General features: G+C 62.7%; 22 protein-coding genes and 1 tRNA gene. 12 read left to right on the forward strand and 11 right to left on the reverse strand.

The features are described from left to right. Window positions 1-15 precede the first annotated feature (15 nt). From PNAP_RS16745 to PNAP_RS25805, 4 genes are all read right to left on the reverse strand, one after another. Window positions 16-546, reverse strand: coding sequence for a chemotaxis protein CheW (locus PNAP_RS16745; protein ID WP_011802720.1), 531 nt, complete (start codon window positions 544-546; stop codon window positions 16-18). A gap of 21 nt (window positions 547-567) precedes the next feature. Beyond that, the gene (locus tag PNAP_RS16750) at window positions 568-933 is read right to left on the reverse strand and encodes a response regulator transcription factor (protein ID WP_011802721.1); all 366 of its coding nucleotides are present in this window, start codon (window positions 931-933) and stop codon (window positions 568-570) included. Next, entirely contained in the window at window positions 933-1,331 is a 399-nt protein-coding gene (locus tag PNAP_RS16755; protein ID WP_041376768.1) for a response regulator, read from the reverse strand. The genes PNAP_RS16750 and PNAP_RS16755 overlap by 1 nt, the downstream gene beginning before the upstream one ends. Before the next feature lie 80 nt (window positions 1,332-1,411). Then, a complete protein-coding gene (locus PNAP_RS25805) occupies window positions 1,412-1,585 on the reverse strand; it encodes a rubredoxin (RefSeq protein ID WP_011802723.1) in 174 nt (57 codons plus the stop codon). An 82-nt stretch (window positions 1,586-1,667) separates the two neighbouring features. Here PNAP_RS25805 and thiD point away from each other — a divergent pair, with 82 nt between their 5' ends. Both thiD and hemL read left to right on the forward strand, forming a co-directional pair. After that, a complete protein-coding gene (gene thiD, locus PNAP_RS16760) occupies window positions 1,668-2,642 on the forward strand; it encodes a bifunctional hydroxymethylpyrimidine kinase/phosphomethylpyrimidine kinase (protein ID WP_011802724.1) in 975 nt (324 codons plus the stop codon). Continuing rightward, on the forward strand, window positions 2,623-3,951 hold the full coding sequence (gene hemL / locus PNAP_RS16765; protein ID WP_011802725.1) for a glutamate-1-semialdehyde 2,1-aminomutase: 1,329 nt from the start codon (window positions 2,623-2,625) through the stop codon (window positions 3,949-3,951). The genes thiD and hemL overlap by 20 nt, the downstream gene beginning before the upstream one ends. Before the next feature lie 163 nt (window positions 3,952-4,114). Here the strand turns inward: hemL and purH are convergent, their stop codons facing one another. From purH to dusB, 3 genes are read right to left on the reverse strand one after another with little or no spacing between them, the layout of a single operon-like run. Next, window positions 4,115-5,713, reverse strand: coding sequence for a bifunctional phosphoribosylaminoimidazolecarboxamide formyltransferase/IMP cyclohydrolase (gene purH, locus PNAP_RS16770; protein WP_011802726.1), 1,599 nt, complete (start codon window positions 5,711-5,713; stop codon window positions 4,115-4,117). 55 nt (window positions 5,714-5,768) lie between these two features. Further along, window positions 5,769-6,005 (reverse strand): Fis family transcriptional regulator, encoded by a 237-nt coding sequence (locus PNAP_RS16775; protein WP_011802727.1) that lies wholly within the window; start codon window positions 6,003-6,005, stop codon window positions 5,769-5,771. Next, entirely contained in the window at window positions 6,002-7,072 is a 1,071-nt protein-coding gene (dusB, locus tag PNAP_RS16780; RefSeq protein ID WP_011802728.1) for a tRNA dihydrouridine synthase DusB, read from the reverse strand. Before dusB ends, PNAP_RS16775 begins: the two co-directional genes overlap by 4 nt. 144 nt (window positions 7,073-7,216) lie before the next feature. Between dusB and PNAP_RS16785 the strand changes: the two genes are divergently transcribed. Beyond that, the gene (locus tag PNAP_RS16785; RefSeq protein WP_011802729.1) at window positions 7,217-7,699 is read left to right on the forward strand and encodes a YqaA family protein; all 483 of its coding nucleotides are present in this window, start codon (window positions 7,217-7,219) and stop codon (window positions 7,697-7,699) included. On the opposite strand, the gene PNAP_RS16790 is transcribed toward PNAP_RS16785, so the two are convergent. From PNAP_RS16790 to PNAP_RS16805, 4 genes are all read right to left on the reverse strand, one after another. Next, the gene (locus PNAP_RS16790) at window positions 7,696-8,451 is read right to left on the reverse strand and encodes an rRNA pseudouridine synthase (protein ID WP_011802730.1); all 756 of its coding nucleotides are present in this window, start codon (window positions 8,449-8,451) and stop codon (window positions 7,696-7,698) included. The genes PNAP_RS16785 and PNAP_RS16790 overlap by 4 nt on opposite strands. 153 nt (window positions 8,452-8,604) lie before the next feature. Then, the gene (gene ychF / locus PNAP_RS16795; protein ID WP_011802731.1) at window positions 8,605-9,696 is read right to left on the reverse strand and encodes a redox-regulated ATPase YchF; all 1,092 of its coding nucleotides are present in this window, start codon (window positions 9,694-9,696) and stop codon (window positions 8,605-8,607) included. Between the two features lie 177 nt (window positions 9,697-9,873). After that, the gene (locus PNAP_RS16800) at window positions 9,874-11,664 is read right to left on the reverse strand and encodes a SulP family inorganic anion transporter (RefSeq protein ID WP_011802732.1); all 1,791 of its coding nucleotides are present in this window, start codon (window positions 11,662-11,664) and stop codon (window positions 9,874-9,876) included. After that, window positions 11,664-12,572: an MOSC domain-containing protein gene (locus tag PNAP_RS16805; protein ID WP_011802733.1), complete on the reverse strand. Its 909-nt coding sequence runs from the start codon at window positions 12,570-12,572 to the stop codon at window positions 11,664-11,666. Before PNAP_RS16805 ends, PNAP_RS16800 begins: the two co-directional genes overlap by 1 nt. 85 nt (window positions 12,573-12,657) lie before the next feature. Here PNAP_RS16805 and PNAP_RS16810 point away from each other — a divergent pair, with 85 nt between their 5' ends. The 9 genes from PNAP_RS16810 to miaB all read left to right on the forward strand — a co-directional run bounded on the left by PNAP_RS16810 (window position 12,658) and on the right by miaB (window position 20,995). Beyond that, entirely contained in the window at window positions 12,658-13,767 is a 1,110-nt protein-coding gene (locus tag PNAP_RS16810) for an FAD-dependent monooxygenase (RefSeq protein WP_041376769.1), read from the forward strand. A 40-nt stretch (window positions 13,768-13,807) separates the two neighbouring features. Next, the gene (locus tag PNAP_RS16815) at window positions 13,808-14,545 is read left to right on the forward strand and encodes a DsbC family protein (protein ID WP_011802735.1); all 738 of its coding nucleotides are present in this window, start codon (window positions 13,808-13,810) and stop codon (window positions 14,543-14,545) included. 143 nt (window positions 14,546-14,688) lie between these two features. Continuing rightward, window positions 14,689-16,491: a M61 family metallopeptidase gene (locus tag PNAP_RS16820; RefSeq protein ID WP_011802736.1), complete on the forward strand. Its 1,803-nt coding sequence runs from the start codon at window positions 14,689-14,691 to the stop codon at window positions 16,489-16,491. 85 nt (window positions 16,492-16,576) lie between these two features. Next, window positions 16,577-17,365, forward strand: a complete 789-nt coding sequence (locus PNAP_RS16825) for an enoyl-CoA hydratase (protein ID WP_011802737.1) — start codon at window positions 16,577-16,579, stop codon at window positions 17,363-17,365. A 38-nt stretch (window positions 17,366-17,403) separates the two neighbouring features. Further along, window positions 17,404-17,480, forward strand: a tRNA-Met gene (locus PNAP_RS16830). A gap of 186 nt (window positions 17,481-17,666) precedes the next feature. After that, window positions 17,667-18,284 carry a PAQR family membrane homeostasis protein TrhA gene (gene trhA / locus PNAP_RS16835; RefSeq protein ID WP_011802738.1) on the forward strand — a complete coding sequence of 206 codons (618 nt, stop codon included), beginning with the start codon at window positions 17,667-17,669 and terminating at the stop codon, window positions 18,282-18,284. 94 nt (window positions 18,285-18,378) lie between these two features. Then, on the forward strand, window positions 18,379-18,990 hold the full coding sequence (locus PNAP_RS16840) for a UbiX family flavin prenyltransferase (RefSeq protein WP_011802739.1): 612 nt from the start codon (window positions 18,379-18,381) through the stop codon (window positions 18,988-18,990). 116 nt (window positions 18,991-19,106) lie between these two features. Beyond that, on the forward strand, window positions 19,107-19,544 hold the full coding sequence (locus tag PNAP_RS16845; protein ID WP_011802740.1) for a hypothetical protein: 438 nt from the start codon (window positions 19,107-19,109) through the stop codon (window positions 19,542-19,544). 107 nt (window positions 19,545-19,651) lie between these two features. Next, on the forward strand, window positions 19,652-20,995 hold the full coding sequence (miaB, locus tag PNAP_RS16850; protein ID WP_011802741.1) for a tRNA (N6-isopentenyl adenosine(37)-C2)-methylthiotransferase MiaB: 1,344 nt from the start codon (window positions 19,652-19,654) through the stop codon (window positions 20,993-20,995). The last annotated feature ends 8 nt before the right edge of the window (window positions 20,996-21,003 follow it).

Below are 21,003 nucleotides of genomic sequence, written 5' to 3' on the forward strand. Positions count from 1 at the left end.
GGGTAACGAGGTGCGCTAAGCAGCTATGGTCAAAAAATGAACTTGTTGTGCAAGCAACTGCAGGTTGATTTCCTGCCAGCTTGCACCATTGATATCAACGTACTGGTTTCCAAAAAATGCAGGTGCATCGGGCGCTCGCACCGAGAAATCGATGAAGGCATCCTGTTTTCGCAATCCTGCTAGCTTGTCGATCAGCAAGACACAATTAACCTCAAGCGCGCTATTGAAAGAAACAAGCCTCGACTCTGTACGGGCAAGTTCATTTCTCGAAACGGATGGCTGGCCGCTCACAAAACCGGCCAGATCGACCACGCCATAAAGACCGCCACGCAAGCCGGCCACACCCAAAAACCAGAACTGGGTATAGGAAACCGGCTGGATGCCGATCCAGGGGAAAATTTCCCCGGATTGAGCCAGGGGGAAAAGGTATTTTTTGCTACCGGCTTCAACGGCCAGCCACGAGGGTGCAATGCCTTGCATCTTGGCAAGCTGCAATCGCTCTGCCAGCCGTGTCTGTAGCTCTTTAAGGGCTTGTCTGTTCGCCATGTTGTGGTTTTATGCCAAAACTCAGGAAAGAGCCTTGATTTTGGCCATCAACTCGCCAGCATTGACGGGTTTGGTGATGTAGTCGCGTGCCCCCTGCCGCATGCCCCAAACCCGGTCGGTTTCCTGGTTTTTACTGGTGCACATCATGATGGGAATATCCGCATACAGCGGATCACGCGCGATGGCGCGGGTCAACTGAAACCCGTTTTGCCCCGGCATGACCACATCCATGAGGATCAACTCGGGCTTTTCTTCAGCCAGTCGGCGAAAAGCATCTTCGGCATTTTCTGCCGTCTTGACGCTAAAGCCATTTTTCACCAGCAAATCGGTCAGGAACATCAACTCGGTCTTCGAGTCATCCACGACCAGTACTTTTTTGATTGACATCACACTTCCTTATGTTTAACGGTGCCCAAAGACTGAACGGTTTGCAGCAACTGATCCTTGGTGAACGGCTTGGTCAGGTAATCCTGCGAGCCCACCATGCGGCCACGTGCCTTGTCGAATACGCCATCCTTGGAGGACAGCATCACAATGGGAACATCCGAAAATCTTGCATTGCGCTTGATGATTGCACAGGTCTGGTAGCCATCAAGGCGCGGCATCAAAATATCGCAAAAAATCAGATCGGGCTGGTAGTCATTCACCTTGGACAGGGCGTCAAAGCCATCTTCTGACAGCAATACTTCATGACCTCCCTGTTTCAGAAAAATCTCGGCGCTGCGCCTGATCGTATTGCTGTCATCGATGACCAACACCTTCAGTCCGGAACTGGGAATGCTCACTGTGTTTACTCCTGTTTTTGCAGCCGCCGAAGCAACTGGATTCACCGCATTCAAGCGCTCCAAAGCGCCAGTCGGACTGCTTACATCTGAACCATTTCAAAATCTTCTTTGCGTGCCCCGCACTCGGGGCAGGTCCAGTTCATGGGGACTTGACTCCATGGCGTACCAGCAGCAATCCCGTGTTCGGGTGCGCCTGTCGCTTCGTCGTAAATCCACCCACAAATCAAACACATCCAGGTCATTGATTGAGTCACAGCTTAAATTGCCTTCGAATAGAATGCAACAATTGTATCGAGGCGGCGTTGCTAATTCACGTACAAGGCAAAATCAAGGCCTATGGCAAACCCCCACACACCTCAACTGGACAGCCGGCAACTCCAGATCGAGGACAGCGATGCATCACCGGCATGCGTCATGACGTTCAATGCCAATGACCCGAGCGGCGCAGGCGGCCTCACGGCGGACATCACGGCCATCACCTCGGCAGGCGCTCATCCGCTGTCCGTCGTGACAGGCACCTATCTGCGTGACACGGCAGAGATTTTTGACCACATCTCATTCGACGATGACGCAGTAACCGAACAGGCACGCGCCGCGCTGGAAGACATGCCGGTGTCAGCCATCAAGGTCGGCTTTGTCGGAAGTCCCGAGAACATCAGCACCATCGCCGAAATCGCCTCCGACTACTCGGACGTGCCGCTGGTGGCCTACATGCCCAGCCTGTCGTGGTGGGATGAAACCGAGATCGACAGCTACCTCGATGCATTTCGTGAACTGATGCTGCCGCAGGTTACCCTCCTGATTGGCAACCACAGCACCTTGTGGCGCTGGCTGCTGCCCGACTGGTCCACGGAACGCAATCCGTCAGCCCGCGATATTGCCAAGGCAGCTGCCGCTCTGGGCGTGCCTTACACGCTGGTCACGGGCATTCCGCTGCCCGACCAGTTCATTGACAATGTGCTGGCCACGCCGCAGGCGGTGCTGTACAGCGAAAAATTCGAACGCTTTGAAGCCGTCTTCGAAGGCGCCGGCGAAACCCTGTCGGCCGCCCTTTGCGCCCTGCTGGCCAATGGCCACGATCTGCAGGCAGCCACGGCCGAAGCGCTGACCTATCTGGACCACAGCCTGGACGCGGGCTTTCATCCGGGCATGGGCCACATCGTGCCGGACCGCCTGTTCTGGGCGCAGGCCGAGGACGATGAAGCATCCGATGACGAAGCGGCCGATGCCGAACTCTCCGGCAACGACGATGCCGGCCTGACCTCCAAACCACCTTTTGAATTCCCCCCTAATGGAACAACCAAACACTAAGCCTGTCGCCCCCGCGACATCGCGCAACGCAGCCCTGTTCGAACGCGCCCAAAAGCTGATCCCCGGCGGCGTCAATTCGCCAGTCCGCGCTTTCAAGGCGGTTGGCGGCACGCCGCGTTTTATCCAGCGCGCCCAGGGCGCCTATTTCTGGGATGCCGACGGCCAGCGCTACATCGACTACATCGGCTCCTGGGGGCCGATGATCCTGGGCCACGGCCATCCGGCGGTGGTGGAAGCCGTCCAGAAAGCCGTGCTCGAAGGCTTCTCCTACGGCGCGCCGACCGAGCGCGAGGTGGAACTGGCCGAGGAAATCGTCAAGCTCGTGCCGTCCATCGAAATGGTGCGGCTGGTGAGTTCTGGCACCGAAGCGACGATGAGCGTGATCCGGCTGGCGCGCGGCGCGACCGGGCGCAGCAAGATCATCAAGTTCGAGGGCTGCTACCACGGCCACTCCGATGCGCTGCTGGTCAAGGCCGGCTCGGGCCTGGCCACCTTCGGTAGCCCGACCAGCGCGGGCGTGCCGCCTGAAGTGGTGCAGCACACGCTGGTGCTGGAATACAACCACATCGCCCAGCTGGAAGAAGCCTTTTCGCTGCACGGCAGGGACATTGCCTGCCTGATGATCGAGCCGATTGCCGGCAACATGAACTTCGTGCGCGCCAGCGTGCCCTTTATCAAGCGCTGCCGAGAACTGTGCACGCAATACGACGCGCTGCTGGTGTTTGACGAGGTGATGACGGGCTTTCGCGTAGCCCTTGGCGGCGCGCAAAGCGTTTATGCCCAAAGCATTCCCGGCTTCAAGCCCGACATAACCGCGCTGGGCAAGGTGATTGGCGGCGGCATGCCGATGGCCGCTTTCGGCGGGACGCGCGCGGTGATGGAGCACCTGGCGCCCCTGGGCGGTGTTTACCAGGCCGGCACGCTGTCGGGCAACCCAGTGGCGACCGCCTGCGGCCTGGCCACGTTGCGTGAAATCCAGAAACCCGGTTTTTACGACGCGCTGGGCGCGCGCACGCGCAGCCTCGTTGAAGGCCTGACGCACGCGGCGAACCAGGCCGGCGTGCCTTTTTGCGGCGACAGCGAAGGCGGCATGTTCGGCTTTTTCCTGCTGGGCACATTGCCACAAAACTACCCGCAGGTCATGAAGACCGACAGCCCGACCTTCAACCGCTTTTTTCACGCCATGCTCGACAGCGGCGTGTATTACGCCCCGGCGCTCTACGAAGCCGGCTTTGTCAGCGCGGCCCACACGGCCGAAGACATCGAAGCCACGGTGGAGGCGGCAACCCGGTTTTTCGCGGGGCGCTGAGCGGGAACGCAGGCTTGGGCGGAATCATGCAACCGCCTGTATTTGCTATAAATACAATAGCTGCTTGCGCATATTCACCCTGCGCAAAAGGCTTGTTTCTTATAAAAAAAGCGGCCCAGGCCGCTTTTTTTGATTCCGGGCCAGCGATTCGCTGGCGCCAGGATCAATGCCTGAAATGCCGCACGCCGGACAGCACCATGACCACGCCGCGCTCGTCGGCCGCGTCAATCACTTCCTGGTCGCGCATCGAGCCGCCGGGCTGGATCACGCAGCTCGCGCCCGCATCGACCACCACGTCGAGCCCGTCGCGGAACGGGAAGAAGGCATCGCTCGCCACCGCCGTGCCCGCCAGCGACAGGCCGGCATGCTCGGCCTTGATGCTGGCGATGCGGGCCGAGTCGAGGCGGCTCATCTGGCCGGCACCGACGCCCATGGTCATGCCGCCGGCGCAGAACACGATGGCGTTGGACTTGACGTACTTGGCGACCTTCCAGGCAAACAGCAAATCCTGCAGTTGGGCCGGTGTCGGCTGCAGCTTGCTGACCACCTTCAGGTCGGCCAGGGCCAACTCGTGGTTGTCGGCGGTTTGCATCAAGAGGCCCGAGCCGACGCGCTTGACGTCGATCAGGTTGCGGCCTTGCTTCCAGGCCGTGTCGCCGCCGGGCGGCAGTTCGATCTGCAGAATCCGCACGTTGACCTTGGTCTTGAAGACTTCCAGCGCCTCGGGCGTGAAGCTTGGCGCCATCAGTACTTCGACGAACTGCTTCGAAATCTGCAGCGCCGCGCGCTCGTCCAGCGGGCAGTTCAGCGCAATGATGCCGCCAAACGCCGAGGTCGGGTCGGTCTTGAAAGCCTTGCTGTAGGCTTCAAGCGCGTCCGCGCCCACGGCCACGCCGCAGGGATTGGCATGCTTGACGATGACGCAGGCCGCCTCGGTGAAGCTCTTGACGCATTCCCAGGCGGCGTCGGCGTCGGCGATGTTGTTGTACGACAGTTCCTTGCCCTGCAGCTGTTTGGCCGTCACCAGCGAGCCCGGCGCGGGGTACAGGTCGCGGTACAGCGCGGCCTGCTGGTGCGAGTTTTCGCCATAGCGCAAGTCCTGCAGCTTGGTGAACTGGCTGTTGGACTGGCCGGGGAACAGCGCGCGCTCGGGCACATAGGCCGCCGAGAGCTTGCCCGCGTCAAACGCGACTGACGACAGGTAGTCGCTGATCGCGCCGTCGTACTGGCTGATGCGGTTGAAGGCGGCCACCGACAGGGCAAACCTGGTCTTGTCGGTCAGCTTGCCGTCGGCCTGGAGTTCGGCCAGCACGCCGGCGTACTGCGACGCATCGGTCAGCACGCCGACATCCTTCCAGTTCTTGGCCGCCGAGCGCACCATCGCCGGGCCGCCGATGTCGATATTTTCAATCGCATCCTCCAGCGTGCAGCCGGGCTTGGCCACCGTGGCTTCAAACGGATAGAGGTTGACCACCAGCAGGTCGATGGTGGCGATGCCGTGCGTTTGCAGCGCCGCCATGTGCTCGGGCAGGTCGCGCCGGGCCAGCAGGCCGCCATGGACTTTCGGGTGCAGCGTCTTGACGCGGCCATCGAGCATTTCCGGAAAACCGGTGTGTTCCGCGACTTCGGTCACGGGCAAACCTGCGTCAAGCAAGAGTTTGGCGGTGCCGCCGGTGGACAGCAGCTTGATGCCCAGCGCGTGCAGCGCCTGGGCAAATTCGAGGATGCCGGTTTTATCGGAAACGGAAATCAAGGCGTTCATGGGTGTCTTTATAGAGATGCGGGTTCAAATGTAAATAAATGAAGCAGGGTTCGCGTTATTTGATCAGCTTGTGCTCGACCAGCTTTTTGCGCAGGGTGTTGCGGTTCAGGCCCAGCCATTCGGCGGCGCGCGACTGGTTTTGCTCGGCATGCTGCATGACCACTTCCAGCAGCGGCTTTTCAACCACGCGGACCATCATGTCGTACATGCCATCGGGGGCGATGCCGTCCAGATCCCGGAAATAGCCTTCCAGGCTGTGACGCACGCATTCTTCGAGATTACTTTTGCTCATAGTGCAGCTTCCTCCTCATTTTTATCGTTGTTCATTCGTTCCTGTACCGAGGCGCCATGGCCCTGGGTACTGGCCGGGATGCGGTCCATCCGCTCGCTTAAGGCCTCAAAATAGTCATTCACCGCCTCAAGCTGCGCCCGGCAATCCTCCAGCCCGTTCATCTGCCCGCGAAATGCTTCTCCGCCCGGCAGGGTCTTCACATACCAGCCGATGTGCTTGCGCGCCGTGCGCACGCCGGTGAATTCACCGTACAGCGCGTAGTGGTCAAGCAGATGGTCGAGCAGCAGGCACTTGACATCGGCCACCAGCGGCGGCGCCAGGTGCGTGCCGGTGGCCATGAAATGCGTCAGCTCGCGAAAAATCCAGGGCCGGCCCTGCGCGGCGCGGCCGACCATCAGCGCATCGGCGGCGGTGTAGGCCAGCACGTCGCGGGCTTTTTCAGGGCTGTCGATGTCGCCATTGGCCACCACCGGAATCCGCAGCGCGGCCTTGACCTCGGCAATCGTGTCGTATTCGGCCAGGCCCTTGTAGCCCTGCTCGCGGGTGCGGCCATGCACGGCCAGCATCTGAATGCCGGCGCTTTCGGCGGCACGCGCAATGCTCAAGGCATTCTTGTGGCTTTGCGCCCAGCCGGTGCGCATCTTGAGCGTCACCGGAACGCCGTGCGGCAGGCAGGCAGCGACCACGGCCTCGATGATCTGCAGCGCCAGGGTTTCGTCCTGCATCAGCGCCGAGCCGGCCCATTTGTTGCAGACCTTCTTGGCCGGGCAGCCCATGTTGATGTCGATGATCTGGGCGCCGCGGTCCAGGTTGTAGGCGGCGGCATCGGCCATCATCCGCGCGTCGGTGCCGGCAATCTGCACGGCAATCGGCGCGGCTTCGCCTTCATGGTTGGCGCGGCGCGATGTTTTGAGCGTGTCCCACAGGTCGCGGCGCGAAGTCACCATCTCGCTGACCGCATAGCCCGCCCCCAGCTTTTTGCACAGCTGGCGAAACGGCCGGTCCGTGACGCCGGCCATGGGCGCGACAAACACATTGTTTGCCAAAGCATAAGGACCGATGTTCATGGAGGAGAGTGAAAACCTGGGGTTGCCGAAAAAGGAGGCACGATTGTAGCTGCCCAAATTTTCAGCAATTGAAATCTGGATGTGAATTTGTAAACGCCTGGCTGGCAAGGCGAAGGCACCCTGCCTGCCTATACTCAAGCCCCTATGGAAGCCTGGATACAACACCTGATCGAACTGCTGGCCCTGCCTGAATTTGGACTGAGCACGGTGTTCATCGTCTCCTTTATTTCAGCGACGCTGCTGCCGCTGGGCTCCGAGCCGGTGGTCTTCGGGCTGGTCAAGCTGAATCCGGCGATGTTCTGGCCGGCCGTCATGGTGGCCACCGCCGGCAACACGCTGGGCGGCGCACTTGACTGGTGGATAGGCTACGGCGCGCACAAGGTGGTCGATAAATATCCGCACTCAAGCCATCACGGCCGCGCCGTCCGGTGGCTTGAAAAACTCGGCCCCAAGGCCTGTTTGCTGGCCTGGCTGCCGGTCGTCGGCGACCCGCTGTGCGCGGTGGCCGGCTGGCTCAAGTTTCCGTTCTGGGCCTGCCTGGCCTACATGGCCATCGGCAAGTTCATGCGCTACTTCCTGATGACCGGCAGTTTGATCTGGGCGTTTCCGGGCGTGCTCGGGGTTTAGAACCGCTCGTAGGGCATCAAATACCGCCACTGCCCGGGCTGCAGCTGGCTGAGCGGCATGCGGCCGACGCGCAGCCGCTTCATCGCCTCAATCTTGAGCCCGACGCTGTCGCACATGTAGGCAATCTGGCCCGGCACCTCGCCCTTGAGCGCAAAGCGCAGCCGGGTTTCGCTTTGCCAGCTGACCTTGGCCGGCGGCAGCAATGCGCCCCGGTAGGTAAAGCCGTGGTCGATGCGGTTCAGGCGCTCCAGGCCGCCGGGCTTGATCTCGCCGCTGACCTCGACCACCACCTCATGCTCCAGCACCCGGGCGTCTTCGCGCAGCTTGCGCGCCACGCGCCAGTCACCCGAAAAGACCACCAGGCCGCTGGCCGCAGTCGCCAGCGGCGTGAGCAGTTCGGAGCTGGAGAAATGCTTTTTCAGCGGCCGGATGCCCGAACGGTCGTCGGAGGCATGGTTGGCGGCGGTCAGCAGCTGGGCGGCGGTCTTGCCGGCGGAGGCGGGGTTTGCGCCCGGCGTGTCGCTGGCCTCGTAGCCCGCCGGCTTGTGCAGCAGAATGGTTACCGGCGTCAGCGCCAGCAGGCTGGCGTCGGGCGACAGCGCGATGGCCTGGTTCTGCACGCGGAACTGGGGTTCTTCCACCACCACGCCATCGACAGTGACAAAGCCGCCCTCGATGTACTGTTCGGCCTCGCGGCGTGAGCAAGCCAGCATTTCGGCAAGGCGTTTGGCGAGTCGTACCGGTTCGGTCATGGCTGCATGCGTCCTGGTGAGTCCGGTTGAAATAAAACTGAACGCTATCAAATAAATAGCTGCTTGCGCCCGTGGTTATTGCGCAAACGGCCAATAAGGCTTAAAAAATGGGGCGGTGCCGGGGTTTTCCCGGCACCGCCCGCCAATTCAGGCTCAGGAGCTGAACAGGAAGTTCATCACGTCGCCATCCTTGACGACGTATTCCTTGCCTTCGGCGCGCATCTTGCCGGCATCCTTGGCGCCCTGCTCGCCCTTGAAGGCGATGAAGTCGTCAAACGCGATGGTCTGGGCGCGGATGTAGCCCTTCTCAAAATCGGTGTGGATCACGCCGGCGGCCTGCGGGCCGGTGTCGCCGACATGGATGGTCCAGGCGCGCACTTCCTTCACGCCGGCAGTGAAATAGGTTTGCAGGCCCAGCAGCTTGTAGGCGGCGCGGATCAGGCGGTTCAGGCCGGGCTCGGTCTGGCCGAGTTCTTCGAGGAACATCTGCCGGTCCTCGTCGCTCATCTCGGCCATTTCGGCTTCGAGCTTGGCGCTGATGGCGACCACCGGCGCGTTCTGCGATTCAGCGTAAGCGGTCAGGCGGTCGAGGAAGGGGTTGTTCTCGAATCCGTCCTCGGCCACGTTGGCGACAAACATCGCGGGCTTGGCGGTGATCAGGAAAAACTGCTGCAGCAGCGGCAGCTCATCCTTGCTGAAATCGAGCGTGCGCACCGGCTTGGCTTCATTCAGTGCGGCCTGGCATTTCTCGAGGATGGCGACCAGCTTGGCCGAGTCCTTGTCGCCCGAGCGCGCCAGCTTGCCCACGCGGTGCAGGGCTTTTTCAACCGCCGCCAGATCGGCCAGGCACAGTTCGGTCTGGATGACTTCGATGTCGTCAATCGGATCGACCTTGCCGGCGACGTGGATCACGTTGTCGTCCTCAAAGCAGCGCACCACGTTGACGATGGCGTCAGTCTCGCGGATGTGGGCCAGAAACTTGTTGCCCAGGCCTTCGCCGGTGCTGGCGCCAGCGACCAGGCCGGCGATATCGACGAACTCGACAATCGCGCGCTGGACCTTTTGCGGATTGACGATGGCTGACAGCGCATCGAGCCGCGCGTCAGGCACTTCGACGATGCCCACATTGGGCTCGATGGTGCAGAAAGGGTAATTTTCCGCCGCGATGCCCGCTTTGGTCAACGCATTGAACAGGGTGGATTTTCCGACGTTAGGCAAGCCAACGATGCCGCACTTCAAACTCATCAATATTCCTTAGAAATCATTAACTCCGGCGTGGACCAGCAGGAGGCTTCGGGGCTGAGAACAACCCCGTCCGGACGCTAAGCTTGCACCCGGCTTTGTACCGGGTTTTGTCCGGAAAGAACTCCGCCAATTGTAATGAGTCGCCAAGGCCGGGTTCACGGGGAGGGCCGCACCGATTCATCGGCTCCGCTCCTGCCGGTCCTCCCAGTCCACCCACGGCACCTGGGTGGCCTTGAGATAGCTGCTGACGGCCTGGCCCAGCGTGGCAAAGAAGCGCTGCTCGCCAAGCGTCGAGAAAAGGCCGAAACGCTTGAGCTTGTCCTTGACCGGATCCTTCATTTCAGCAAAGCACAGTTCGATGCCGGCGGCGTGCAAGGTTTCATCGAGTTCTTCCAGCACGTCGGCGGCGGTGACGTCCACGCTGGTGACCGGCTCCGCGCTGACGACGAGCCAGCGCACGGGCGTCGGCGACGCGGCCACGGCGCCCATAACATGCTCCCGAAACAGCTCGGCGTTGGCGAAGAACAGCGGTGCATCCCAGCGGAACAGCATCAGCCCCGGGATGATGCGGGCGTGCGGGTAGCGGGTGATGTCGTGGTAGCCCTTGACGCCATCGACCCGGCCCAGCACCGCGAAGTGTGGGCGCCAGCCGTCCCACAGGAACTCGATGACGGCAATCACAATCGCCAGGCCTATGCCTTCGATGGCCCCGAGCACCGCAACGCCGGCCATGCAGACCATGGACAGCCAGAACTCCCAGCGCTGGATGCGGTAGATGCGGCGCAAGTCCTTGACCTCGATCAGTGCGATGGCCGAAGCAATCACCACGGCGGCCAGCGTGGCGGTGGGCAGGTTCCTGAGCAGGCTGGGCGCCACCATCAGCAGCCCGGCCACGGCGATGGCCCCGACGATGCCCGCCAGCTGGGTCTTGGCCCCGGCCGCCTCGGCGACCGGGGTACGCGAAGTGCTCGCGCTGATCGGAAAGCCCTGAAAGATGCCCGCCGCCAGGTTCGCCATCCCCAAACCCACCATTTCCTGATTCGGATCGACGAAGGCGCCAGCGCGTGCGGCATACACGCGCGACAGCACGCTGGTGTCCGCAAAAGACACCAGCGCCACGGCCAGCCCGCCAAGCAGCACCGGAACGATGTCGCTAGAGGTGATCAAGGGAAAAACCAGGGCCGGCAACCCCTGGGGAAGCGAGCCGAGGACCGACACGCCCGCACGCGTGGACAGGTCCAGCGCGGCGACCGTGACGGTCGCGCCCACCACGGCGATCAAAACGCCCGGCAGCCGTTTGCTGCGCTTGAGCCAAAAAATCACGGCCAGCGTGCCCGAGCCGAGCAGCAGCGCGGTCCAGTTGGTCTTGCCGGCGCTTACTGCATGAATAAGCGCCAGGGTTTTCTCCAGCAGCCCGTCGCCCTTGACCGAGAAGCCGAACAGCGCAGGCAGCTGGCTGACCAGCACGGTCAGCGCGATGCCGTTCATGTAGCCGTAGCGGATGGGCTTGGAGAGCAGTTCGGTGACAAAACCCAGGCGCGCCGAGCCGGCCACGACGCACAAGGCGCCGGAAACCACGGCCATCATTCCCGCCAGCGCCAGCGCGCGCTGCGGATCACCCCCGGACAGCGGCAGCACGACGCCCAGAATGAGGGCCACGAGCGAAGAATCCGGGCCCAGCACAAGCACCCGGCTTGGCCCGAACAGCGCGTAGGCCAAGAGCCCGAAGATGGTCGCGTACAGACCCGAAATGGCCGGCAGGCCGGACGCCACAGCGTACGCAATGCCGACCGGCACCAGCACCGTGGTCAACACCAGGCCGGCCACGAGGTCATGGCGCAGCCAGGCGATTTCGTAGTGGCGCAAGGCCAGCAAGCCCGGCAGCCAGCGCATCCAGCCGCTCGCCGGGCCGGCGCGCGTCAAGCGAGCGGGTTCCGGCGGTGCGGACGGAGGGGTGGAATCGCTCATCAATCAAAATGGTAGCTGGCGCCGACGCTCTGGCCGACCCTGAGCAAATGGTCGATGCCCTGCAGCACGATGGCGTTCATGCCGAACGTCACCGCGCCGCCCACGCGCGCATCCTGGCGGTAGCCTTGCAGCAGGTCGCCGACCTCGGGGCTGCTGAGGGCGGTGGCCGGGTCGATATTGGGAATCGGGCAGCGCGGGCAGGGCTTGACGGGCTTGAGCCGAACCGGGCCTTGCTCTGTGGCGATCTGCAGCAGGTCGAGCCGGTCTTCGTCGTGCGGCATGAGTTCGAGCCCCTGCGACGCATCGCCAAGCACGATGTTGGGCCGAAAGCGCTCCATGCCGACGGCGGCAAAGCCCTGGGCGGCCAGCTTTGCATTGAACTGGAGCAGCGAGGCTTCGCTGATGACCAGCACCGGGTAGCCGTCATTGAACTGGTTTAGCGCCTCGATGCCGTCCGTCCAGTGCAGGCTGCTGATGCGTTTGTGCTCCGGGTCAAAGCGCACCAGCCGCGCCGGCACACCCAGAAAATCGGTGAACCACTGCGCGGCCAGCGGCCCCATGTCGTAGGCGGCCACCTCGTCCTTCCAGAGCGTGACCCGCGCTGGCGCCTCGACCTGGTCAAGCGCGATGTGCAGGGCCAGCATGCCGGGGGCGCGCAGGATCATCTCGAAGTGCTTGAGCTGCGGCTTGATGAGCGCCATGCGCGGCAGTTCGCGCTGGGTTAAAAAGCTGCCTTGGCCATCGACCACCATCCAGGCTCGGTCGAATTCCAGCCCGGTATCAAGCAGGATGGCTTGCTCCACCTGAACGCCGGCGCAGGACTTGACCGGATAGACATACAGCCGGGAAATGACTGCCGCCACATCGGAAGGCGCATCGGCCAGCGCTGCATTTGATGAATCACTCACGTCTTGTCCTGTTCTTGTTGATGTGGATGAAGGAAACCCGGGGTTCCTCAAAATAAGGATTTTGCACTCCCTCCTAAAATGGCTCATGTCCAAAACCTTTGATGTCTGTATTCGCGGCGACGGCGTGGTGGGCCGCACCCTGGCCCTGCTGCTGGCGCGCGAGCGCCTGCGCGTGGCGCTGGTCACCCGGCCCCAGAAAACGCCGGCCGAACCGGCCACGGCCGATGTACGCGCCTATGCCCTGAACAGCGCGTCGCGCAAGGTGCTGGAGGCCTTGCGCGTCTGGCCCGATGCGCCATTTGCCACGCCGGTCACGGAGATGCAGGTCTGGGGCGACGACGGCGGCCAGATTGACTTCACCGCCGGCAGCGTGGCGCAGGACGCGCTGGCCTGGATCGTCGATGTGCCCGCGCTGGAGCAGCAGTTGATCCAGGCGGTGCGCTACCAGCCGCAGATCGAGACCGTGGCGGCGCCGCCCAAGGCCGCGCTGACCGTGATCTGCGAAGGCAAGAAGAGCAGCAGCCGCGATGAATTCGGCGTGCAGTGGACCGTCAAGCCCTATCCACAAAAAGCCATTGCCGCCCGGTTAGACGCCGACCAGCCGCACCAGGGCGTGGCGCGCCAGTGGTTTGCGGGCGGCGACATCGTGGCGCTGTTGCCGCTGGGAGGCAGCGAAGGGAACTCTGTGGCGCTGGTCTGGTCTGTCTCTGTGGAGCGCGCCGAGGCGCTGGAGCAGATGCCGCCGGAAAAATTCTGCGCCGCCCTGCAAGCGGTCTGCGGCCTGGAAGCGGGCAGCTTGCGGCTGACCAGCGAGCGGTCCAGCTGGCCGCTGGCGCTGTCCAAGGCCGACCACTGGGTCGGCAATGGCTGGGCGCTGGCCGGCGATGCGGCGCACACCGTGCATCCGCTGTCGGGCCAGGGCCTGAATCTGGGGCTGGCCGATGCGGCTTGCCTGGCCGGCGTGCTGGGGCAGCGCGAATACTGGCGCGCACTGGGCGATGAAAAATTATTACGCCGCTACGAGCGGGCGCGCAAGGCCGACGTGGCCGCCATGGGCGCGGTGACCGACGGGCTGCACGGCCTGTTCGCCCAGACCGATGAGCGCTGGCAGATGCTGCGCAACTGGGGCATGAAGGGGTTTGCGCGCAGCAGCCTGCTCAAGCGCTGGGTGACGCGGCAGGCTGCTGGCCTGTGATTTGAAATTGTCGAAATTTTGTTGAGAAACCAGGAACACCATGAAATTAATCAAATTGACCGCCGGCTTGAAGCAGGCTGGACTCGCCGGCCTGCTGGCCTGCAGCCTGGGTTCTGCTTTTGCGCAGGAGGCGGTCATTCGCAAGAACCTGGCCGAACGGCTGCCGGCGCTTGCCAAGATCGACGAAGTCAGCAAGACGCCGATGAACGGGCTGTATGAAATCCGCGTCAACGACAGCGACATTTTCTACACCGATGCCGAGGGCAACTTCCTGCTGCAGGGCAACCTGATCGACACCCGGGCCAAGCGCAACCTGACCGAGGAGCGCGTCGAGAAACTCAGCGCCATCGACTTTGCCGCGCTGCCGCTCAAGGACGCCTTCACCCAGGTGCGCGGCAACGGCAAACGCAAGCTGGCGGTGTTTGAAGACCCGAACTGCGGTTATTGCAAACGCTTCGAGCGCGACCTGCAAAAGGTCAACGACGTGACGATCCACACCTTTTTGATTCCCATCCTGAGCGCCGACTCGGTGGAAAAGTCGAAAAACATCTGGTGCGCCAAGGACAAGAACAAAGCCTGGCTCGACTGGATGGTGCGCGACCAGGCCGCCGCCAAGGCCAGCTGCGACACGGCCGCGCTGGAGCGCAACCTGGCCTTCAGCAAAAAGTACAAGATCACCGGCACGCCGACCCTGTTCTTTGCCGACGGCTCACGGGTGCCTGGCGCCATCGGTGCCGAGCAGATCGAAAAAACGCTGGCCAGCGCCAAGGCGCCGTAATTCCCGCCTCCCGCGCTTGCTGCGCAGGCGTTTATTGGAAAATAGTGCCTCTTGTGCAAGCGGGGCATACGTAGTTAGCTCCTTTTTTAATAGCAAATCCGGCATCTGCCTTGCAGCCAGCCCGGCCTACCCTTTTCCCTTCAATGGCCACCTCTACCCGAAACACCCCTGCCCCGCTTCATTACCGCGTCGAGGTGGGCAACCTGCATGCCCACCTGTTTCGCGTCACGCTGACGATTGCCAAACCGGCGGCGCTGCAGCGGGTGTCGCTGCCGGTGTGGATACCGGGCAGCTACCTGGTGCGCGAGTTTTCAAAAAACCTGCAGGGCCTGCAGGCGCATCAGGGCAGCCGCAGCCCGGCGCCGCTGGCCGTGGAGCAGCTCGACAAATGCAGCTGGCAGATCGCCTGCTCGCCTGCCAGCGCGCTGGTGCTGCGCTACGAGGTCTATGCCCACGACAATTCGGTGCGCACCGCCTGGCTGGATGCGAGCCGGGGGTTTTTCAACGGCACCAGCTTGTGCCTCAAGGTCGAGGGCCAGGAGGCTTTGGCGCATGTGCTGGAACTGCCTGCCTCCAAAGCCATGAGCGGATGGTCGGTCGCCACCGGCCTGGCGCCGCAAAAAATCGACGGCCAGGGTTTTGGCTGCTATGTGGCGGCCGATTACGACGAACTGGTTGATGCCCCGGTCGAAATGGGGCCGTTCTGGAGCGGCAGCTTCACCGCGCGTGGCGTGCCGCACCGTTTTGTCGTGGCGGGCGCGGCGGCGGCCAGCTTTGACGGCGCGCGGCTGCTGGCCGACACGCAGAAGATCTGCGAGACCGAAATCCGCTTCTGGCACGGCAGCAAGAAGCCGCCCTTCACAAATTACCTGTTCATGCTCAACGCCGTGGACGACGGCTACGGCGGGCTGGAGCACCGCAACTCGACCGCGCTGATCTGCACCCGAAAAGACCTGCCGCGCCAGGGCGACGCCAAGGTGTCCGACGGCTACACCACCTTGAGGGGCCTGATCAGCCACGAGTATTTCCACACCTGGAACGTCAAGCGCCTGCGCCCGGCGGAGTTTGAAAGCTATCGCCATGACCGCGAGAACTACACCGAACTGCTGTGGTTTTTTGAAGGTTTCACCAGCTATTACGACGACCTGCTGCTGCGCCGCGCCGGGCTGCTGGACAACGCCGGCTACCTGAAGCTGCTGACCACCGCCATCAACCAGGTCTTGCAGGCGCCCGGGCGGCTGGTGCAGTCGGTGGCCGAGGCGAGTTTCGACGCCTGGGTCAAGTTCTACCGGCCCGATGAAAACACGCCCAACGCGACCATCAGCTACTACGCCAAGGGCGCGCTGGTGGCGCTGTGCCTGGACCTGACGCTGCGCAGCGAAGGCCGCACCACGCACGGCGCCACGCTCGACGATGCGATGCGCGCACTCTGGAAGCGCTGCAAGGCCGGGGCCATGCGCGAGCTTGACGTGGCCGCCGTGCTGGAAACGCTGGGCCTGCGCTCGTTTGCGCCCGAACTGGCCGCCTGGGTGCATGGGCGCGGCGAGTTGCCGCTGAAGGAATTGCTGGAGCAGCACGGCGTGGCGGTGCTCGAAGAGCCCGCGCAACTGGCGCAGCGGCTGGGCCTTCGGGTGGCTGAAAACCACAGCGTCCAGATCAAGACCGTGCTGCGCGGCACAGCGGCCGAGCAGGCCGGCTTTTCGGCCGGCGACGAATGGCTGGGGCTGGAGTCGGCCGGCAAGCCGCAGGCTGACACGGGCTGGCGCATGAGCCGGCTCGATGACCTGACGCTTTACGCCGGGGATGCGAAAAAGGTCATCGCACTGGTGTCGCGCGACAAGCGGCTGGTGCGGCTTGAACTGACCCTGCCGCCGCCACTGACGACCTGGCGGCTGGCGGTCAAGAACGAGGCGCGCATCAACGAGTGGCTGGAGTCCAAAGCCTGAGCCCGGTGCGGCCCGCAACTGCCGCTCCAGGGTGGAAAACGACCATGAACATGGCATGATTCAGCCTTCTAAAGAGGACCGAACCATGACCTATGAACTGATTGTGACTTCTACCGAAGGCCCGGATTCGCGCCAGGTGGGCATCGTGACGCTGAACCGGCCCAAGCAGCTCAATGCGCTGAACAACGAGCTGATGGACGAGCTGGGCAGCGCGCTGAAAGCCTTTGACGCCGACGACAGCATCGGCTGCATCATCCTGACCGGCAGCGAAAAAGCCTTTGCCGCCGGCGCCGACATCGGCGCCATGGCGAACTACAGCTTTGCCGATGTCTATAACAACGACTACATCACGCGCAACTGGGAACAGATCCGCTCAATCCGCAAGCCGGTGATCGCGGCCGTCAGCGGTTTTGCGCTGGGCGGCGGCTGCGAACTGGCGATGATGTGCGACTTCATCATCGCCGCCGACAACGCCAGGTTCGGCCAGCCCGAGATCAAGCTGGGCATCATTCCGGGCGCCGGCGGAACGCAGCGCCTGCCCAGAGCCGTCGGCAAGGCCAAGGCCATGGACCTGGCGCTGACCGGCCGCATGATGGATGCCGTCGAGGCCGAACGCGCCGGGCTGGTCAGCCGCGTGGTGCCGCTGGACAAGCTGATGGACGAGGCGCTGGGCGCGGCATTGATGATCTGCAGCTACGGCCAGCCCAGCGTGTTCGCGGCCAAGGAAGCGGTCAACCGCGCCTTTGAAAGCAGCCTGAGCGACGGCGTGATGTTCGAGCGGCGCCTGTTCCACGCGCTGTTCGCCACCGAAGACCAGAAGGAAGGCATGGACGCCTTCGTCAACAAACGCAAGCCCGAGTTCAAGAATCGCTGAAAAAGCCGCTGGAAAATTGGCTATAATTCTGCTCGCTAGGTGATATAGCTCAGTTGGTTAGAGCGCAGCATTCATAATGCTGATGTCGGTGGTTCAAATCCACCTATCACCACCAGATTTGTAAAAAGCCCCGCAAGTTCATGACTTGCGGGGCTTTTTGCTTGTGGGCTCAGGCATGGCAGACAAACACGGCCCGCGACAATTTTCATCGCTTCGCGGCCATTGAAAGCGGCAGGCGCTATGCTGATGGCGAAAATGATGACCCACTTCACCAATCAATAACCTACCGGCCTGAACACCCATGTACCACGGCGAGCGCTTCAACAGCATCAGCCACCTGATTGGCGCAGCGCTGGCGCTGGCCGGTTCGGCGGTGCTGATCGTGCTGGCGGCCCGCCTGGGCGACCCGTGGAAAATCGTCAGCTTCAGCATCTACGGCGCCATGCTGGTGACGCTGTATGTGTTTTCGACGCTCTACCACAGCGTGCGCGGGCCGGCCAAGAACGTGCTGCGCAAATTCGACCACTGCTCGATTTACCTCTTGATTGCCGGCACCTACACGCCGTTTGCGCTGGTGTCGCTGCGCGGCATCTGGGGCTGGTGGATTTTTGGCGTGATCTGGGGGCTGGCAGTGGTCGGCATCGTGCAGGAAGTCTGGCTGGCCAAAGGCGCGCGCGTCGCCTCACTGATCATTTATATACTCATGGGATGGCTTGCCATGGTGGCGGTGTTGCCGCTGTGGCATGCTCTGACACCTGCAGGCTTTGCCTGGCTGGCGGCGGGCGGTGCCTGTTATACGCTGGGCATTGCTTTTTATGCCACCGACCATAAAGTTCGCCACGGCCATGGCCTGTGGCACCTGTTTGTGCTTGGCGGCAGCATCTGCCATTTCTTCACCGTGCTGCTTTATGTGGCCTGACTACCCGGACCGAAATGACTGCAACTACTTCTTTTGAACTGCCTCGACCCGTAGGCGCACTGCCGTCCCACCTGGCGCCCGGCGCCACCGCCCCATGAGCGCCGCTTTCAACCCATCGCCTGCCCCGCGCCGCATCATTGTTGCCATCTCGGGCGCCAGCGGTGCCGTGTACGGCGCGCGCCTGCTGCAGGTGCTGCGCGAGACACCGGGCATCGAGTCGCACCTGGTGGTGTCAAGCGACGGATGGCGCAATATCGAGCATGAACTGCGCATGGACCGCGACTTCGTCGAAGACCTGGCCGATCAGGTGCATGACGCCGACGACGTGGGAGCCAGCATTGCCAGCGGCTCCTTTGCCTGCAGCGGCATGGTGATTGCGCCCTGCTGCATGCAGACACTGGCAGCGGTAGCGCACGGCCTGAGCGACAACCTGCTGACGCGCGCGGCCGATGTCATGCTCAAGGAGCGCCGCCGCCTGGTGCTGCTGGTGCGCGAATCGCCGCTGCACCTGACGCATTTGCGCAACATGCTCAGCGTGACCGAGATGGGCGGCATCATCTGCCCACCCGTGCCCGCGTTTTACCTGCATCCGCAGACCATTGGCGACATCGTCAACGACAGCGTGGCCCGCGCGCTCGACCTGCTCGATGTCCCGCACAATCTGTCGCCACGCTGGCAAGATACCGAGTTTGCCGAGGCGGCCTGATTGAGTTGACGGCATGTTCCGGTTTCGGCGCCAGGCAAGCGTCACCCCAGGGCCGCGCGCAAAAACCCGGCCTGAGATAATGAGCGGTTTTCATCAACAGCCTCTGGACACACACCATGAACCGCTGCACACCGCAACGCCTCAGCCTCGTCTTCGTTCTGGCCGCATCGGCCATGCTGGCCACCCTGCCTGCCGGCGCGCAGACCGCCACCGAATTCAAGCCCGCCGTCAGGACATTTCCGGCTGCCGCCCTGCGCGGCGAAATGGTCGTGACCGCACCGCCAGCCATCACGCTGGATGGCAAGGCCGACCGGCTGTCCGTCGGTTCGCGCATCCGCGACGCCGACAACCGGCTGGTCCTGTCGGGCGCGCTGGTCAACCAGAAACTGCCGGTCAACTACCTGCGCGAAGGCGCCGGCAATGTGCATGAGGTCTGGATCCTCAACAGCGAGGAAATCAAGCTGAAACGACCCAACAGCAAGGCCTCGTGGTTCAGCTTTGGCAGCAGCACGGACGCGCCAGGCACCATCTCGGCGACCACCAACGCGCAATGACGCGCAGCCGCAAGCCGGCCAGCCCTTATTTCCCCGAATTTATCAATCAAACAAGCCTTTTGCGCACTGTCCACGGGCGCAATCAGCTATTAATTCAGTAGCGTATCATGCCCAAAAAAGTCTTTATCAAAACCTTCGGCTGCCAGATGAACGAGTACGACTCGGACAAGATGAGCGACGTGCTGCATGCCGCCGAGGGCTACGAGAACACGCAAAACATCGACGAAGCCGACCTGATTTTGTTCAACACCTGCTCGGTGCGCGAAAAGGCGCAGGAAAAGGTCTTCAGCGACCTGGGCCGTGTCAAGCATTTGAAGGCCAAGGGCGTGCTGATCGGCGTCGGCGGCTGCGTCGCCAGCCAGGAAGGCGAGGCCATCATCCAGCGCGCGCCGTATGTCGATGTGGTCTTCGGCCCGCAGACGCTGCACCGCCTGCCGCAGCTGCTGGCCAGCCGCGCCCGGCTCGGCAAACCGCAGGTCGATATCAGCTTTCCCGAGATCGAGAAGTTCGACCACCTGCCGCCGGCGCGCGTCGAGGGCGCCAGCGCTTTCGTCAGCATCATGGAAGGCTGCTCCAAGTACTGCAGCTACTGCGTCGTGCCCTACACGCGCGGCGAGGAAGTCTCGCGGCCGTTCGAGGACGTGCTCGTCGAAGTCGCCGGGCTGGCCGACCAGGGCGTCAAGGAAGTCACGCTGCTGGGCCAGAACGTCAACGCCTATCGCGGGAGCATGGGCGGCACGGCCGAAATCGCCGACTTTGCGACGCTGCTCGAATATGTCTCCGAGATTCCCGGAATCGAGCGCATCCGCTACATCACCAGCCACCCGAACGAATTCACCCAGCGCCTGATCGATGCCTACGCCACATTGCCCAAGCTGGTCAACCACCTGCATTTGCCGGTGCAGCACGGCTCGGACCGCATCCTGATGGCGATGAAGCGCGGCTACACCGCCATGGAATACAAGAGCACCATCCGCAAGCTGCGCGCCATCCGGCCCGACCTGGCGATGAGCAGCGACTTCATCGTCGGCTTTCCGGGCGAGACCGAGGACGATTTTGAAAAGCTGATGAAGCTGGTGAACGATGTCGGCTACGACACCTCGTTCAGCTTCATCTTCAGCCCGCGCCCCGGCACACCGGCCGCCAACCTGGCCGACGACACGCCGCACGAGGTCAAGCTCAAGCGCCTGCAGCACCTGCAGGCGACGCTCGACGACAGCGTGCGCGCCATCAGCGCCAGCCGGCTCGGCACGGTTCAGCGCATCCTCGTCGAAGGCACGGCGCGCAAGGACGCCAGCGAGCTGATGGGCCGCACCGAATGCAACCGGGTCGTGATTTTGAAAGGCCAGCCGCGCCTGATCGGCCAGATGGTCGATGTGCGCATTACCGAGGCCAGCCAGCGCTCGCTGCGCGGCGAAGTCCTGACGCAGGACGACACGGTTGCGGCCTAAGCCCGCCG

It is taken from the genome of Polaromonas naphthalenivorans CJ2 (assembly GCF_000015505.1).
Lineage (GTDB): Bacteria > Pseudomonadota > Gammaproteobacteria > Burkholderiales > Burkholderiaceae_C > Polaromonas > Polaromonas naphthalenivorans.